This is a genomic window from Pseudomonas sp. BNK-7, assembly GCF_048072025.1.
In the GTDB taxonomy this organism is placed as follows: Bacteria; Pseudomonadota; Gammaproteobacteria; order Pseudomonadales; family Pseudomonadaceae; genus Aquipseudomonas; species Aquipseudomonas danubii.
Map to the genome: position 1 here is coordinate 2,832,500 of NZ_CP182252.1, position 18,158 is coordinate 2,850,657.

The 18,158-nt window shown below is 61.6% G+C and carries 9 protein-coding genes; 4 read left to right on the forward strand and 5 right to left on the reverse strand.

The genetic code is table 11. The features are described 5' to 3' along the window. Positions 1-12 precede the first annotated feature (12 nt). Complete coding sequence (locus ACMGF8_RS13200; protein WP_102861704.1) at positions 13-1,389, reverse strand: TolC family outer membrane protein; 1,377 nt, start codon at positions 1,387-1,389, stop codon at positions 13-15. A gap of 578 nt (positions 1,390-1,967) precedes the next feature. On the opposite strand from ACMGF8_RS13200, the gene ACMGF8_RS13205 reads away from it, so the two are divergent. Further along, positions 1,968-10,559, forward strand: a complete 8,592-nt coding sequence (locus ACMGF8_RS13205; protein ID WP_416759878.1) for a retention module-containing protein — start codon at positions 1,968-1,970, stop codon at positions 10,557-10,559. Positions 10,560-10,611: 52 nt separating this feature from the next. Here the strand turns inward: ACMGF8_RS13205 and ACMGF8_RS13210 are convergent, their stop codons facing one another. Next, positions 10,612-11,007 carry a YbaN family protein gene (locus ACMGF8_RS13210; RefSeq protein WP_416759880.1) on the reverse strand — a complete coding sequence of 132 codons (396 nt, stop codon included), beginning with the start codon at positions 11,005-11,007 and terminating at the stop codon, positions 10,612-10,614. A gap of 10 nt (positions 11,008-11,017) precedes the next feature. After that, entirely contained in the window at positions 11,018-11,605 is a 588-nt protein-coding gene (locus tag ACMGF8_RS13215; protein ID WP_102864084.1) for a YecA family protein, read from the reverse strand. Positions 11,606-11,879: 274 nt separating this feature from the next. Between ACMGF8_RS13215 and recQ the strand changes: the two genes are divergently transcribed. Beyond that, positions 11,880-14,006, forward strand: coding sequence for a DNA helicase RecQ (recQ, locus tag ACMGF8_RS13220; RefSeq protein WP_102878823.1), 2,127 nt, complete (start codon positions 11,880-11,882; stop codon positions 14,004-14,006). A 119-nt stretch (positions 14,007-14,125) separates the two neighbouring features. Beyond that, entirely contained in the window at positions 14,126-14,560 is a 435-nt protein-coding gene (locus tag ACMGF8_RS13225) for a MarR family transcriptional regulator (protein WP_102864082.1), read from the forward strand. A 96-nt stretch (positions 14,561-14,656) separates the two neighbouring features. Here ACMGF8_RS13225 and ACMGF8_RS13230 read toward each other — a convergent pair whose 3' ends face one another. Next, complete coding sequence (locus ACMGF8_RS13230; protein WP_305948195.1) at positions 14,657-16,846, reverse strand: patatin-like phospholipase family protein; 2,190 nt, start codon at positions 16,844-16,846, stop codon at positions 14,657-14,659. Between the two features lie 72 nt (positions 16,847-16,918). Between ACMGF8_RS13230 and ACMGF8_RS13235 the strand changes: the two genes are divergently transcribed. Further along, positions 16,919-17,206 carry a SelT/SelW/SelH family protein gene (locus ACMGF8_RS13235; protein ID WP_102864080.1) on the forward strand — a complete coding sequence of 96 codons (288 nt, stop codon included), beginning with the start codon at positions 16,919-16,921 and terminating at the stop codon, positions 17,204-17,206. On the opposite strand, the gene ACMGF8_RS13240 is transcribed toward ACMGF8_RS13235, so the two are convergent. Further along, positions 17,200-18,093 (reverse strand): DMT family transporter, encoded by an 894-nt coding sequence (locus ACMGF8_RS13240; protein WP_102864079.1) that lies wholly within the window; start codon positions 18,091-18,093, stop codon positions 17,200-17,202. The genes ACMGF8_RS13235 and ACMGF8_RS13240 overlap by 7 nt on opposite strands. Positions 18,094-18,158: the final 65 nt, after the last annotated feature.

An 18,158-nucleotide genomic window follows, 5' to 3' on the forward strand; every position in this document is an offset into this window, starting at 1 on the left:
TCCTCCACGGGACTACTTCATTTCCGGCAGGCGCGCCTCGCTTTTCACTTCGCTTTGGGCGATGGCTTCGGCCGGTACCACGACTTTTTCCTTGCTCAGCAGTTCGCCCATGTTGGCCAGTACCCGGTACATGGAGAACTCTTCGGTGTAGCGCACTTCGGTGTAGCGGCGGTTGGCGTTGTACAGCTCGTTTTCACTGTCCAGAACGTCGAGCAGGGTGCGTTGGCCGAGGCCGAACTGGTCCTGATAAGCGGCCCGCACCCGGGTGGTGGTTTCCGCATATTCCCGGGCGGTGGGGGTCTGTTTCTTGGCGTTGAGCATGGCGTTCCAGGCCAGGGTGATGTTTTCGTTGAGCATGCGCAGGGCGTTGTTGCGGATGTCCATGGCCTGGTTGATCTTGTGCGCGTTGGACTGCAGGCGGGCCTTGTCACTGCCGCCGCGGAACAGGTTGTAGTTCATGATCACCCCGACCCGCCATTCGTTGTCGTGGCCCAGGTCGCCCTGCACATTGTCGTTGGCGTTGACTGCGGCCTCGGCGTCGAAGCGTGGATAGAAGGGCGACTTGGCCACTTCGTACTGACTCTCCGCCGCCTGGATGTCAGCCTGGGCGGACTTCAGGTAGGGGTTGTTCAGCAGCATGCTCTGCTTGGCGTCGTTGAGGTTCTGCGGGATTTCGCCGCGGATCGACGGCAGGCTTTCCAGCTCGTCGGGCAAGCGTCCGACTGCGCTGTAGAAGTTGGCCTCGGCATCGGCCAGGTCGACCTGAGCGGTGTCGTAGTTGTTCTCCGCCAGGGCACGCCGGGCCTTGGACTGGTCGAGGTCGGCGGTACTGCCCACGCCTTGCTGGCTGCGCAGGCCGATCTGGTCGTTGACCCGCAGGTGGGCCTGCAGGTTGTTCTTGGCCAGGGTCAAGAGTTCACGGCGCTTGAGCACCTCCAGGTACACCTCGATGGTGCGCAGGGCGAGGCTTTCGGCGGTGCCGCGGGTGAAGTAGGCCCGGGAGTTGACCACCGACTGGGTGCGGCCCACTTCATTGGCCGTGTTGAAGCCGTCGAAGAGCATCTGCCGCAGGCGCAATTCCGACTGGGTGTAATTCAGGGTCTCGGTGTTGTGGTTGCCGGTACCGCGTGCCACCCCATAGCCGCGGGTGGTGCTGTTGTCGCTGTAGCCACGGCCGTAGCCGGCATTGAGGTCCAGGCTGGGATAGAAGCCACCCTTGGCCACCTTCACATCCTCATCGGCAGACAGCCGGTTGTTCTGGCTGGCGCGAAGTTCAGGGTGATTGTCCAGAGTGCTCTGGATGGCTTCAGTCAAAGACATGGCCTGAGCCGGGCTGACGCAGATTGAGGCCAAAAGAATTGCACCGCTGAGGGGGGTGAAAACGCGCATGGGTGTCTCTCCCTGATCCAGTGAAACAGTGTTTTCGTCAAAAATATGACTAAAAAATTGAGACTTAACCGTCTCATCTTGTTTACAACAGAGCTAAGAACATCCAGAAGGATAGCTAAGAAAAAAAATTCATAAGTTTTATGCCAAAAAAAACTTATGCATGTTTGTCAAAGCAAGACATTGTTCCAATCGCAAGCCCGGAATTTTCAGGCGTTGAGGCATTTCCTGAAGTTTCTGGGGACGTTCAAATTTCAGGTAGTTCAGGGCGGGGAAGTGGTTACAAGGAAGAAGGTACGGAACAGGATATGGCGGCATTTTTTTGGCGATTTCGCCTTTTGACCTGTTTCGCACAATGTAGTTGGTGAGCGATCCGAAGGCACGGATGAGGCTGTTTTGTCCGGCGCCCTGCGGTATCAGCCGTCCGACTGGTAGCAAGGGAGGGCGGGACATCAAGACTGGCGCGCTTCGCCATGGGGGCGGAGCGGCCAGGCACAGGGTCTGTTCAACCACGGGTTAACGCTGTCTGCGCTGCCGCTAGCAAGCGGATGCCGATTGTTCTCGGCATCGGAGGAGTGCACATGGCAACGTTAATCGGCATTGTGACCAAGGTGATCGGGCAGGTTTACGCGGTAGGCGCGGATGGCGCCCGTCGTCTCCTGGTGGAGGGGGACCGGCTGTTTGTCGGTGAGCAGTTGGTCACTGGAGCCGAAGGTGCGGTGGCAGTGCATCTGCAAAATGGCCAGGATCTGACCCTGGGCCGTGACAGCAGCCAGCAACTGACGGCGCAGTTGCTTGACCAGCAGGCCACTCAGGTCGATACCCCGCAAGTGCTGGCACCCAGCGATGCGCAACTGAGCGATGTCGAACAACTGCAACAAGCCATTGCCGCCGGTGATGACCCAACCCAAACCGCCGAAGCCACTGCGGCGGGCCCCACCGGTACCGGTGGCGCGCCGGGTGCCGAGGGCGGCGGTCACAGCTTTGTTCTGCTGGAGGAAGTCGGGGGCCGGGTCGAGCCGGTGATCGGCTTTCCGACAGCGGGCTTCAATGGCATCCCCGAATTTGTCCCTGAGCGCATCGATGGCCTGCTGCCGATCAATGGTGCAACCCCCAACAACCCGGTGAGCCTGAGTGGGCTTGCGGTGGAGGGCGGTGAACTCACGGTCAATGAAGCCAACCTGGAGCAGGGCTCGGCAAGCAATCCGGCGGCCCTGACCCAGAGTGGCACTTTCACAGTCTCGGCCCCGGATGGGCTGTTCAGTCTGAATGTCGGTGGCATCAATGTGGTCAGCGGCGGCGTGGCGGCGGCTTTTCCACAATCCATCGCCACCGGCCTGGGCAATACCCTGACCATCACCGGCTTCAACGCGGCCACCGGGGTGGTCAGCTACAGCTACACCCTCAATGGCAATGATCTGCACTCTGCGGCGGATGGCACCAACAGCCTGAGCGAGCAGTTCAGCGTGGTTGCCATCGACAGCAATGGCGACTCGGCCAGCAACACCCTTGACGTCAATATCACCGACGATGTGCCGACGGCAGTCAATGACAACAACGCAGGCACCGCCTCGGAAAGCCAACTGACCCTGAGCGGCAATGTGCTGACCAATGATGTGCAGGGCGCTGATCGGGTGGCGGCCGGACCTGTTACTGCCGGCACCTTCAATGGCACCTTCGGCACCCTGGTGCTGGCGGCGGACGGTAGTTACACCTATAGCGTGAACACCAGCGATCCGGCCTTCCTGGCGCTCAAGGGCGGCGGCAGCGGCACTGAAACCTTCGCCTATACCCTGACTGATGCCGATGGCGACGCCAGCACCGCCAACCTGGTGCTGCAGGTGAACAACAATGACGACCCGGTGCTGCTGCGGGGCTTGGAGGTCGAGGGAGGCGAGCTCACTGTCTATGAGAAGAACCTGACCACCGGCAGCGGCCCGGATACCCCGGCCCTGACCCAGAGCGGCACCTTCACGGTGACCGCCCTGGACGGCCTGCAAACCTTGACTGTCGGCGGTATCACCGTGGTCAGCGGCGGCGTACCGGCGGGCTTTCCGCAAAGCGTCACCACTGGCCTGGGCAATACCCTGACCATCACCGGTTTCAACCTGGCCAGCGGAGAGGTCAGCTACAGCTACACCCTCAATGGCAACGATGCCCATCCGAACGCCAATGGTGCCAATAGCCTTGGCGAGCAGTTCGATGTAGTGGCCACTGACGTGGATGGCAGCAGTGCCAGCGCCTCACTGGATGTGAACGTGGTGGACGACCTGCCCACGGCGGTCAACGACAGCAATCCCGGGACCGCTTCGGAAAGCCTGTTGAGCCTGACTGGCAATGTGCTGGGCAACGACGTGCAGGGCGCCGACCGGGTCGCTTCCGGGCCGATCACGGCCGGCACCTTCACTGGAACCTATGGCACCCTGGTGCTGGCAGCGGATGGTTCGTACACCTATACCTTGCATCCCACCGACCCTGCGTTCCTCGCGCTGGGCGGGGGCGGCAATGCTACCGACACCTTCACCTACACCCTGACCGACGCCGATGGCGACCCCAGTACGGCCAATTTGGTGCTGCAGGTGCACAACAATGACGATTCGGTGACCTTGAACGGCCTGGAGGTCAATGGTGGCGAACTCACCGTTTACGAGAAGAACCTGACCACTGGCAGCGGCCCGGATACCCCTGCGTTGACTCAGAGCGGCACGTTTACTGTAACGGCCCTTGATGGTCTGCAGAGCCTGAACGTGGGCGGCATCAGCGTGATCAGCGGCGGAGTGGTGGCGGGTTTTCCGCAATCCATCGCCACCGGCCTGGGCAACACCTTGACCGTTACCGGTTATGACGCAGGCACCGGGGTAGTCAGCTACAGCTATACCCTCAATGGCAACGATGCCCATCCGACGGCCAATGGCGTCAATAGCCTCAGCGAGCATTTCAGTGTGCTGGCCACTGATGTGGACGGCAGCACCGCCAGCGGCTCTCTGGACGTCAACGTGGTGGACGACCTGCCTAGTGCGGTCAACGACAGTAATCCGGGCACCGCCTCGGAAAGCCAATTGACCCTGACCGGCAATGTGTTGACCAACGATGTACAAGGCGCGGATCGGGTGGTTTCCGGACCCGTCACTGCCGGTACGTTCACCGGCACCTACGGCACCCTGGTGCTCAATGCCAACGGCTCCTACACCTACACGCTGAACACTGCGGATGCCGACTTCAAAGCCCTGCGCGGCAATGGCGACGGCACAGAAACCTTCGCCTATACCGTCACTGACTCCGATGGCGACCCCAGCACAGCGAACCTGGTGCTGCAGATCCATAACAACGATGACCCGGTGACCTTGAACGGCCTTAACGTCAACGGTGGCGAGTTGACGGTCTATGAGAAAAACCTCAGCGATGGCAGCAGCCCGGATACACCGTCCCTGACCCAGAGCGGCACGTTTACCGTGACCGCGCTGGACGGCCTGCAAACCCTGACCGTGGGCGGCATCAATGTGGTCAGCGGCGGTGTGGCTGCGGGCTTCCCGCAAAGCGTCACCACCGCCTTGGGCAACACCCTGACCATCACCGGCTACAACGCCGGAACCGGAGTCATCAGCTACAGCTACACCCTGCTGGACAATGAGGCCCACCCGAGCGCCAACGGTGCCAACGGCCTCAGCGAACAGTTCAATGTGGTGGCTACGGATGTGGATGGCAGCAATGCCACCGGAACTCTGGACGTGAATGTGGTGGATGACCTGCCGACTGCGGTCAACGACAGCAATCCGACTACTGCCTCGGAAAGCCAATTGACCCTGACCGGCAACGTGTTGACCAACGATGTACAAGGCGCGGATCGGGTGGTTTCCGGACCCGTCACTGCCGGTACGTTCACCGGCACCTACGGCACCCTGGTACTCAACGCCAACGGTTCCTACACCTACACGCTGAATACTGCGGATGCCGACTTCAAAGCCCTGCGCGGCAATGGCAACGGCACAGAAACCTTCGCCTATACCGTCACTGACTCCGATGGCGACCCGAGCACAGCGAACCTGGTGCTGCAGATCCATAACAACGACGATCCGGTGACCTTGAACGGTCTTAACGTCAACGGTGGCGAGTTGACGGTCTATGAGAAAAACCTCAGCGATGGCAGCAGCCCGGATACCCCTGCGTTGACCCAGAGCGGCACGTTTACCGTGACCGCGCTGGACGGTCTGCAAACCCTGACCGTGGGCGGTATCAATGTGGTCAGTGGCGGTGTGGCTGCGGGTTTCCCGCAAAGCATCACCACCGCCTTGGGCAACACCCTGACCATCACTGGCTACAACGCCGGAACCGGAGTCATCAGCTACAGCTACACCCTGCTGGACAATGAGGCCCACCCGAGCGCCAACGGTGCCAACGGCCTCAGCGAACAGTTCAATGTGGTGGCTACGGATGTGGATGGCAGCAATGCCACCGGGACCCTGGATGTGAACGTGGTGGACGACCTGCCGACTGCGGTCAACGACAGCAATCCGACTACTGCCTCGGAAAGCCAGCTGACCCTGACCGGCAACGTGCTAACCAACGACACTCAAGGGGCAGACCGAGTGCCCAGCGGGCCGGTGACTGCCGGAACCTTTACGGGCACCTACGGCACCCTGGTGCTCAATGCCAACGGTTCCTACACCTACACGCTGAACACTGCGGATGCCGACTTCAAAGCCCTGCGCGGCAATGGCAACGGCACAGAAACCTTCGCCTATACCGTCACCGACTCCGATGGCGACCCGAGCACAGCGAACCTGGTGCTGCAGATCCATAACAACGACGACCCGGTGACCTTGAACGGCCTTAACGTCAACGGTGGCGAGTTGACGGTCTATGAGAAAAACCTCAGCGACGGCAGCAGCCCGGATACACCGTCCCTGACCCAGAGCGGCACGTTTACCGTGACGGCCCTGGACGGTCTGCAAACCCTGACCGTGGGCGGCATCAATGTGGTCAGCGGCGGCGTTGCGGCGGGTTTCCCGCAAAGCATCACCACCGCCTTGGGCAACACCCTGACCATCACCGGCTACAACGCCGGCACCGGAGTCATCAGCTACAGCTACACCCTGCTGGACAATGAGGCCCACCCGAGCGCCAACGGTGCCAACGGCCTCAGCGAACAGTTCAATGTGGTGGCTACGGATGTGGATGGCAGCAGTGCCACCGGAACCCTGGACGTGAATGTGGTGGACGACCTGCCTAGTGCGGTCAACGACAGCAATCCGACTACTGCCTCGGAAAGCCAGCTGACCCTGACGGGCAACGTGCTAACCAACGACACTCAAGGGGCAGACCGAGTGCCCAGCGGGCCGGTGACAGCCGGAACCTTTACTGGCACCTACGGCACCCTGGTGCTCAATGCCAACGGTTCCTACACCTACACGCTGAATACTGCGGATGCCGACTTCAAAGCCCTGCGCGGCAATGGCAACGGCACAGAAACCTTCGCCTATACCGTCACTGACTCCGATGGCGACCCGAGCACAGCGAACCTGGTGCTGCAGATTCATAACAACGACGACCCGGTGACCTTGAACGGCCTTAACGTCAACGGTGGCGAGTTGACGGTCTATGAGAAAAACCTCAGCGATGGCAGCAGCCCGAATACCCCTGCGTTGACTCAGAGCGGCACGTTTACCGTGACCGCGCTGGACGGTCTGCAAACCCTGACCGTGGGCGGTATCAATGTGGTCAGCGGCGGTGTGGCCGCGGGCTTTCCGCAAAGCATCACCACCGCCTTGGGCAACACCCTGACCATCACCGGCTACAACGCCGGCACCGGAGTCATCAGCTACAGCTACACCTTGCTGGACAACGAAGCCCATCCAACGGCGCTGGGCGCCAATAGCATTGCTGAACAATTCAATGTGGTGGCCACCGATGGCGACGGCAGTACCGCGTCCGGGGTGATAGACGTCAACATCGTCGATGACCTGCCCGGCGCCGTGGCGGATACGGCCAGCGGCACGGAAGGCGCCACCATCAATGTCAGTGTGCTGGGCAATGATGTGCTGGGCGCCGATGGTGCAGCCGTTGGTGGCGCGGTGGTCGGCGTGCGCGCCGGCAGTAATACCGCCACCTCGGCCATCGGCGGGCTGGGTAGCAACATCGCCGGCACCTACGGCACCCTGACCCTGGATGCCGCCGGCAACGCGGTGTACCACAGCAATCCGAACTCGGTGAGCCCGCCCGGGGCCAGTGATGTCTTCACCTACACCATCCGCGACAGAGATGGTGATGAGAGCACCACCACCCTGACCATCAATGTCACTGACAGCGGCCTCAAGGCAGTGACCGATCAGGACGTCACTGTCTATGAAAAGGCCCTGGACCTGAATAAGGATGGTCAGGACCTGGCTGCTGGCACCGTGGCTGGTAGCGATCCGGGCTCCACCGCGGAAACCGCCAGCGGTACCTTGGTGGGCTCGGTCACCGGCGGCTCTGGAGGTATCATCTTCAGTCTGGTGGGCAGTGCCACGGGCAGCTACGGGCAGATTCTGCTCAACCCCAATGGCACCTACACCTACACCCTGACCTCGGCGCCGAAAACCACCCCCAACGCCAACGATGGCGCCAATACCTTGAGTGAAAGCTTCACCTACAAGGCCACCGATGCCCTGGGCAACAGCACCACCGGCAGCATCCTGGTGAGCATTGTCGATGATGTGCCCAAGGCAGTGGCCAGCGAGCGTTCGGTCACGGCGGTGGAGGTGGACTCCAACCTGCTGCTGGTGATCGATGTGTCGGGGAGCATGGCTGATCCTTCAGGTGTTTCCGGGCTGACGAGGCTGGGCCTGGCCAAGCAGGCCATCAGCGCCTTGCTCGACAAGTACGACGACATGGGGGATGTCAAAGTCCAGCTTGTCACTTTCAGCAGCTCCGCTACCGCCCAGACTCCGGTGTGGGTAGACGTGGCCACGGCCAAGGCAATTGTCGCCACGCTGGTGGCAGGAGGCGGGACCAACTACGACGCGGCGGTGGCGGCGGCGAAGCTGGCCTTTGTCACCAGTGGCCAGCTCAGTGGCGCGCAGAATGTCGGCTACTTCTTCTCCGACGGCGCACCGACCTCGGGTCAGGAAATCGGCACCGCGGACGAGACGGCCTGGAAAGCCTTCCTCGATGCCAATGGCATCAAGAACTATGCGATCGGCCTGGGCAGCGGGGTCAGCAATGGCAACCTCGATCCGCTGGCCTATGACGGCAGTACTCACCTCAACACCAATGCGGTGGTGGTCACCGACCTGAACCAGCTCAATTCGGTGCTGGCCGGTACGGTGCAAGGCTCTCCGGTCACCGGCAGCTTGCTGGGGGATGGCGGCAGCTTTGGTGCCGACGGCGGGTTCATCAAGTCGATCGTGGTGGATGGCGGAACCTACACCTACGACCCCAAAGGCAACAGCAACCAGGGCTCGCTGACCTTCAGCGGCACCACCAACAACGGGACCTTCAATACCGTCAACAACAGCATCAGCATTGCCACCAGCAATGGCGGCACCCTGGTGGTGAACCTCGATACCGGGGACTTCAGCTACAGCTCGCAAAAGGTCACAAACTCCGTAATCACCGAGACCTTCGGCTATACGGTGAGCGACAACGACGGTGATCTGGCGAGCTCGACTCTGGTGGTCAAGGTCAATCCCAATGCGCCACCGGTCGCCGGGGATGACCACATCATCACCAACGTGCTGTCCAGCAGTGTGGCGATTCCCGAGGATGTACTGCTGGCCAACGACAGTGACGTCAATGGTGATCCTCTGAATGCGGCGCCCACCACTTTCAACACCGGCTGGGCGGCCAAGGGCGCGGCGTTCACGGCGGCGAGTCAGCAGACCATCGGTTTTGCCGGGAATGGCAACAATGGCGCCAACCAGGCCATCACCATCGATCGCGCTTCGTTCAATGCCAACGCCGCGACCATGACCGCGGTGGTGCTGGTCAGCGGTTACCTGGGAGCTGTCACCAACGCCAATGCCAACGATGAGGACGTGATCACCGTCAATCTCAAACAGGGGGAGACCCTGAATCTGAATCACAATCTGGCCGCCGGCCGCGTCTCCATGGAATATGCCTTTAACGGTGGAGCCTACACGGCGATCGCTGATGGCGGCACCTTCACGGCGGCGGCGGATGGGCCTTACCAGATCCATATCGTCAACATCACCAACACCAGCGGCGGCAACACCACGGCAGCGGAAAACTATCAGCTGACCATGACCGTGAATTACTCCGGAGCGCAGAACGTCACCCCGGATTACCACGGCACCTACACCGCCAGTGATGGTCACGGTGGCAGCGATGTGGCGGCGGTGAGCATCTCCTACCAGGATGGCAACACCCTGACCGGCACTTCCGGTGACGATGTGCTGGTGGCGGGCAGTGGTAACAACATCCTCAATGGCGGCGATGGCAACGATGTGCTCACCGCAGGCTCGGGCAACAACACCCTGAATGGTGGCAGCGGCAATGACCTGCTGTTCAGCGGGCCGGGCAATGATCTGCTGGATGGCGGTGCGGGTGTCGATACCGCCAGTTACGCCCATGCCACGGCGGCAGTGACGGTCAACCTCGGCCTGGTGGGGGCGCAGAACACCCTGGGCGCGGGCACCGACACCCTGACAGGCATCGAGAACCTGGTGGGTTCCAACTACAACGACACCTTGACCGGCGATGGCAACGCCAACGTCATTACCGGCGGGCTGGGGAACGATGTGCTCAATGGCGGTGGTGGCGATGACCTGCTGATCGGCGGGATGGGCAACAACACCCTGACCGGAGGCGGCGGCAGCGATACCTTCCAGTGGCTGCAGGGTAACAATGGGCACGATGTGGTGACCGACTTTACGCCGGGCACCGACAAGCTGGACCTGTCGCAGTTGTTACAGGGAGAGAATGCGACTTCCGCTTCCCTGGATGACTACCTGCACTTCAAGGTCACTGGCAGTGGCGCGACCTTGGTCACCAGCATCGATGTCAGCGCGGTGGCAGGGGCGACGCCGACCCAGACCATTGACCTGGCAGGGGTCGACCTGGCCAGCCATTACGGAGTCACGCCAGGGGCGGGTGGGGTGATTGCCGGAGGGGCGGACACGGCCACCATCATCAACGGCATGCTCAACGATCACTCGTTGAAGGTGGATACCGTCTGATGGTCGTCATGGTCCTTGAGGCCGCTGCCCAGGCAGCGGCTGCTGGGGCTGCTCAAGGGCGCCGCAAGGTTTTCTGGCGCAGGATGTAAATGCTGACCAGCACCGCGCTGGTCAGCATGAAGCCTCGCGCCCAGGGCAGTGGCACCAGGTAGCACGAGAGCCCAATGCTTAGCCACATCAGGCCGATCGCATACACCTTGCCCTTGAGCGGAATGCCATTGCCATCCAGGTAGTCGCGGATCCACGGACCCAGGCGCGGGTGTTGCACCAGCCATTGGTAGATGCGTGGAGAGCTGCGGGCGAAACAGGCGGCCGCCAGCAGTAGGAAAGGGGTGGTGGGCAATACCGGAAGGAAGATGCCGAGTACCCCCAGCGCTACGCTCAGCCAGCCGATGGCCAGCAGAACGTAACGCAACACCAGGGGGCGTTGGCCTATGGGCTTGGCCATAGGCGCCGACTCAGTGGTGGCGAGGCTTGAGCAGCGCCGGTTTTTCGTCGGGTGCGTTGCACAGCAGGTACAGCGCGGTCAGTGCTTCGGGGATCTGCACGATCATGTCGTCCATCAGGTTGGCATCGCTGGCGATGTCGGAGAATTCCGGCTGCTCGTCGAACAGGCCGGACCCGACCATGATCGGCAGCAGCATCTCGCTGACTTCTTCCTCTGCGGTTTCGAACCAGGCTGCTTCACGCAGGAACACGCCTTCCATGAAACCGATGCACCAGCCGCGCAGGTCGGAGTCGTCCGGGTCGTCGCCGAGGTCGAGTTCGCAAGGCAGCTCGAACTCTTCATCGGAAGCCAGTTGGCGCGCGATGTGCGCCTTGAGGGCCAGTAGCGTGGATTCGATGGCTTCGCGTTCGGCGTCGTCGCTGTAATGCGGCTCTTCGGCGAACAGGGCGTCGATCCATTCACGGTCGGGAACACTTTCCGAGCAGATCGACAGCGCGGTCAAGTAGCCGTGAGCGGCCACGTAGTCCAGCGCCTCGTCGTGCAGATCATCTGCGTCGAGGAAGACTTGCAGGCGGGTTAGTTGCTCAGCGAAGGACATTGACGGCTACCTTGGGGAATAAACGATGCTGAATTCTAGGCTTTCTTGAGCGCTCAAGCCAGCCACGGGGCAGATTTGAGCGGTTCTAAAGGTTACCAGCGGTCCATTGTCGGCGCCCTCTGCCGGGAAGGGCTCGGGTATACTCGCGCGTTTTGTGATGCCCTGCAGGCCCGACGGCAAGTGCGGACAAGTCCGCTAACGCATTTGTCGGTGAACCACGCCGACTTTTCGGCCAGTCTGCATCCAGGGAAATCGGCGATTTTTGGAGTTTTTCATGCTCGAACAGGCTCAACGCGTCCTCAAGGACATCTTCGGCTACGACAGTTTCCGTGGTCGCCAAGGTGCGATCATTGAGCGCGTGGCCAGCGGCGGCGATGCCTTGGTATTGATGCCCACCGGCGGTGGCAAGTCGCTGTGCTTCCAGGTTCCGGCCCTGCTTCGCGAAGGCCTGGCGGTGGTGGTCTCGCCTTTGATCGCGTTGATGGACGATCAGGTGGCCACCCTTGAGGAACTCGGTGTTGCGGCCGCCGCCTTGAACTCGACCTTGAGCGCCGAGCAGCAGCGTGACCTGGCGGCGCGTATTCGTCGCGGCGAGGTGAAAATGCTCTACCTGGCCCCGGAGCGCCTGGTTCAGCCACGTATGCTGGCGTTTCTGCAGAACCTCGATATTGCTCTGTTCGCCATTGACGAAGCTCACTGCGTGTCCCAGTGGGGGCATGACTTCCGTCCTGAATACCTGCAGTTGGGGCAGTTGGCGGAAATGTTCCCGAACGTGCCGCGCATTGCCCTGACCGCCACCGCCGACAAGCGTACCCGGGAAGAGATCGTCAATCGCCTGCACTTGCAGGACGCCGAGCGTTTTCTTTCCAGCTTCGACCGACCGAACATCTTCTATCGCATCGTGCCCAAGGAACAGCCGCGCAAGCAGTTGCAGGCCTTCCTCAACGAGCGGCGCAGCGATGCCGGGATCGTCTATTGCCTGTCGCGCAAGAAGGTTGACGAAGTGGCGGCCTTCCTCTGTGAACAGGGCTTTACCGCGCTGCCGTATCACGCTGGCCTGCCCAACGAGTTGCGCGCCTATCACCAGAAACGCTTCCTCAATGAGGAAGGCCTGATCATGGTGGCAACCATTGCCTTCGGCATGGGCATCGACAAACCCAACGTGCGGTTTGTGGCCCACATGGACCTGCCCAAGTCCCTGGAGGCGTACTACCAGGAGACCGGTCGTGCCGGTCGTGACGGCCTGCCGGCGGACGCCTGGATGGCCTACGGACTGCAAGATGTGCTGATGCTCAAGCAGATGCTGCAGAACTCCGAAGGCGACGAACGCCACAAGCGTCTTGAACAGCACAAGCTCGATGCGATGCTGGCCCTGTGCGAGGAAACCCGCTGCCGGCGCCAGACGTTGCTGGCCTATTTCGATGAGGACATGCCCCAGCCTTGTGGCCATTGCGACAACTGCGTCGATGGCGTGCAAACCTGGGACGCCACCGAGCCGGCGCGCCAGGCACTGTCGGCCATCTATCGCACTGGTCAGCGTTATGGTGTCGGTCACCTGGTGGACGTGTTGCTGGGCAAGGACACCGAAAAGGTCCGCAGCTTCGGTCATCAGCACTTGTCGGTGTTCGGGGTCGGCAAGGCTCGTAGCGAAGGCGAATGGCGTTCTCTGTTCCGCCAACTGGTGGCTCGCGGGCTGGCGGACATCGACCTTGAAGGTTATGGCGGTCTGCGTTTGAGCGACACGTGCCGGCCCTTGCTCAAGGGCGAGGTAACCCTGGAGCTGCGACGCGATCTCAAGCCGCAAAGCACCCCCAAGAGCAGCACCAGCCAGGCCAGCCAACTGGTACGTGGCGAGGAGCGCGAGCAATGGGAGGCGCTGCGAGCCCTGCGGCGCAAGCTGGCGGAAGAGCATGGGGTGCCGCCCTATGTCATTTTCCCCGACTCAACCTTGCTGGAGATGCTTCGCAGCCAGCCCGGCTCCATGGCGGAAATGGCCGAGGTCAGTGGTGTCGGTGCGCGCAAGCTGGAGCGTTATGGCGCGGCGTTCCTCGAAGTGCTAGGCGGCGGTGTCGAGGCGCCGAAGGTGGTCGCCGATATCCGCCACGAGCTGATTACCCTGGCCCGTGCCGGGATGACCCCGGTGCAGATTGCCGGGCAACTGCAGTGCACGGAAAAGAACGTCTACACCTTGCTGGCCGAAGCCATTGGCAAGCAGCAACTGTCCCTGGAACAGGCGCTGGATCTTCCGGAGGACTTGCTGGGGGAAATCCAGGACGCCTTCCTCGACGGCGAGGGCGAACTGCCGCCCGTGGTCGAGATCAGCCAAGTGTTTGCCGGACGAGTCCCCGAAGGTGTTTTGTACTGCGTGCGTGCCGCGCTGCAGTCGGAGTTTGAAATGTGAAGGGGTGCGTCAATGTTGTAACGATTCAGTCCCTTAGAGGCCTTGCCTCCTGGCAAGGGTCATGCTTAGCTGACTAATAATTAGTTTTTCTTTATTTTCAGTCTGATCATGAGTGTTTTATGCCGTTAACCGATGAACACCGTTTTGGTATGCAGCTGGCGCATATGTCTCGCGGCTGGCGTGCCGAACTGGACCGCCGCCTGGCCGGGCTTGGCCTGTCCCAGGCCCGCTGGCTGGTGCTGCTGCATCTGGCCCGTTTTGAAGACGCGCCAACCCAGCGTGAGCTGGCGCAAAGCGTTGGCGTAGAAGGGCCAACCCTGGCTCGGTTGTTGGATAGCCTGGAAACCCAGGGCTTGGTCCAGCGCCAATCGGTGGTGGAAGATCGCCGGGCGAAGAAGATCGTCCTCTGTCCTTCCGCGCGGCCCTTGATTGAGCAGATCGAGACCATCGCCACTGCCTTGCGCCATGAATTGTTCATTGGCGTCGACGACGAAGACCTGCGGGTCTGCATGCGCGTTCATGGGCGCATCCTGGCTAATCTGGAAAAATCCTGATGCCTTCAGCCGGGGTTGCCTGACCCCGGTTCGTCCTATTTTCGTGTCCCCTGAATCCTACTGATTGCGCCGTCCGGTGCGGCATTTGTGCGCCTGTCAGAAGGTTTGGCCAAGGTTCAGCGACAGGGCCTTCTGGTTGTCGTCGTTGAAGCCGTAACTGAAGTTCAATGGGCCCAGCGGGGTGTCGAAGCCCAGGAAGATGCTCGCGGCATTGATATAGCCGCTGTCGAAGGCGTTGTCGTTGTTCCACACCCGCCCGCGTTCCAGTGAGCCGCCCAGGTAGAGCGGGAAATCCAGTGGCAGGTAGGAGCGTGGTGTGAGTCGGCGAAAGTACACGGCGCGGGCCAGGGTGATGTTCTGCCCGGACAGGGCATCCTGACGGAAGCCGGACAACTGTCGTGCGCCTCCCAGGAGGAAGCTGGAGGTCACGACATCGGCATTGTCCAGGGTTCGGCCATAGCGCCCTCCCAGTACGAAGGTATTGGGGCCGCTGCTCAAGGCCTTGTCGAGCTTGAATTCCCACTGTCGGTAGCGATTGTCCGAACCCAGGCTCGGTTCAAACTGGCGCAGGGTCAGGCCGATGTCTTCACCGGAGTGGGGGAAGTAGACGTTGTCCAGGGAGTCGAAGGAGTACTGCAGCTGGTAATAACCCTCATTGAAGTTCTCGCTGGGCAGGTCGTGATCGCCGATCCGCACATCGGCCTTGCCCCAGGCCTCGCCCACACCGAAACGCACTTCGCCGCTGTTGCCGATCTGCCGCCCCAGATTCAGGCCCAGGCCGTAGCGTTCCAGGCGGTATTCGGCGATCGGATCGTTATCCAGCACTGCCTCGACATTCTGTGCTTGGGCAGCGATAAACGGCGCAATGAAATAGCGTGAACCGGCATCCAAGGGTTGATAGAACTCGCTGTAGATTTCCTGCCGGTCGCCGATCTGCACCCGGGTCAGCCATTCTGCGCCGAGGCTGTTGATACCGTTCATGCGATAGCTGGCGCCGATGTTGAAGGCGCTGTCGCCGCGCATGTCATCGGACAGGTTCAGGCCCAGGCGCAAGTAGTCAGTGCCGCTGCGCTTGCCCCGCGCGCTGATCACCAGGGTGTTGTCCTGGCCTTTGTGCACCACGCGGTATTGCACCTGTTCGAAGAAGTCCAGGCCGTACAGGGTGCCCATGTCGGTTTCCAGGCGGCCCAGGTCCAGGGGTTCGCCGATGTGTTGGCGGATGTAGTAGCGAATGACCTCATCGCTGACCTTGGAGTCGTTCTCCACCTTGATTGCGCTGATGATCGGCGTGCGCTGGCTGGGCAGGCGCGCGGCGGCCAGTTGCGCATCCTGTGGTTGGGTCGCACGCAAGCGCGCTAGGCGGGCGTCGAGGATACGGGTGGCGCGATAACCGGCGTCGATCACCTCCTGGGCTCGACCGAAGTCGGTGACGCCGAAGCTCGACAACGACGGCTGGATCAGTACGTCGTCCTTGTGCAGCGTCGCCAATTGTTCCTCGGAATTGCGCCGGGTCATCAGGGTGATGGACTGGTTGAGCACGTCGACCACGGTGTTGAGTTGCTTGCGCGAGCGCAGCGGCGTGCCGATGTCCACCACAATGGCGATGTCGACTCCCATGCCTCGGGCGACGTCCAGGGGAATGTTGTCGGTCATGCCGCCGTCCACCAGTAGCCGACCATCGAGCTCCACCGGCGCAAACACTGCCGGAATCGACATGCTGGCGCGGATCACCTGGGGCAGGTGGCCCTTGCGGAACACCACCTTTTCGCCGCTGGCGATGTCGGTGGCCACGGCCCGGAAGGGAATGGGCAGCTTGTCGAAATCCCGGGTATCGCTGGCGTGCGCCAGCTTGCTTTCCAGCAGTAACGCCAGGTTCTGGCCCTGGATCACCCCCAGTGGCAGGCCCAGGCTACCGTCGTCACGGAAGCTGAGTTTCTGCTTGACCAGGAAATCCCGATCGTCCTGCTTGCGCCGGAAGGGCACGTCTTCCCGGGGCGGAGCGTCGGACAGCGCTTGCCTCCAGTCGATGTTCAGGGCCAGTTTTTCCAGCTCGTCGATCTTGTAGCCCGAGGCATAGAGCCCGCCGATCACCGCGCCCATGCTGGTGCCGGCAATCGCGTCGATGCGGATGCCTTGCTCTTCCAGGGCCTTGAGCACGCCGATATGCGCCATGCCACGGGCAGCACCTCCGGACAGCACCAGACCGATTTTCGGTCGCGGCGCTTCACTGGATTGAGCGAGCAGGGGTAGCAGGCAGAGGAACAGGCAGGACAGCAGGCGGCGCATCGTGGTTCTCGGGGACGGACGATAAAGCCGGCTATTATAGCGACGCCCTTGAACTCAGGAGTCGGCCGTACCATGACTGAACGTAAACCCGAAGTGGTCATCACCTATTGCACCCAATGCCAGTGGCTGTTGCGAGCCGCCTGGCTGGCCCAGGAGTTGCTGAGCACGTTCAGCGATGACTTGGGCAAAGTGTCTCTGGAGCCTGCTACCGGTGGCACGTTCCGCATTTCCTGCGATGGCGTGCAGATCTGGGAGCGCAAGGCCGATGGCGGTTTTCCCGAGGCCAAGGTACTCAAGCAACGGGTGCGCGACCAGATCGATCCGGAGCGCAACCTGGGCCACAACGATCGTACTCAGTGAGAGCCGGCTTCAGCCGTGGCAGCCTTGCTGCCTGAGCCCATCGACAGGCGACTTGAAACCACGATGGCAACGATGATCAAGGCTCCGCCCATCAGCATGCGCAGCGTCGGATTCTCGCCGAACAGCAGCCAGGCCACGGTGATCCCGTAGACCGGTTCCAGGGTGAAGACCACCGCCGCGGTGCGTGCCTTGATCACCGCCAGGCTGGCGACAAACAGGCTGTGGGCCAGGCCGGTGCAGAAAATCCCCAGCAGACTGATCCACAGCCAATCCATGGCCCGCACCTGGCCAAGCTCGGGGGCTGCCACCGGTAACAGGCACAGGGTGACCACCACGTTCTGGCAGAGGGCTGCCTGCACCGCAGGAATACGCCCGGAGCTGGTGCGGTTGTTCAAGGACAGCAGGGCAAACAGCAGGCCCGAACCCATGGCCCAGAGCAGGCCGGTGGTGGCCTGGCTGGCGAGGTCGAATTCCGGGGTTACCAGCACCAGGCCGATGCTCACCAGGATCACCAGCAGAATCTCGTTGACGCGGATCCGCTCGCGGAAAAGCAGGCCTTCGAGAATCACCGTAAAGGCCGGAAAGCTGGCAAAGCCCAGGGTCGCGATAGCCACCCCGGCGACCTTCACTGCCACGAAGAAGCTAACCCAGTGTCCGGCCAGCAGCAGGCCGCTGAGCAGCAGGCGTTGCCAATCGGTGGCGGCCAGTTTCTGCCAGGGGGTGTTGCTGGCCAGACGGGCGAAGACGCCCAGGGCGAGCACGGCAAAGGCTGCGCGGCCGAAGACGATGACCGCGGGCGAAGCGGCGGCGAGCTTACCGAATACACCGGTCAGGCCGAACATCAGGGCGCCGATATGCAGGGCGCCAAGGGCGGTACGCGGAGTCATCTCTATCCTTAGCCACAAGACGGGCAGTAATGGCCTTAGGCTTTGTACAAAAAGCCTTGATACTC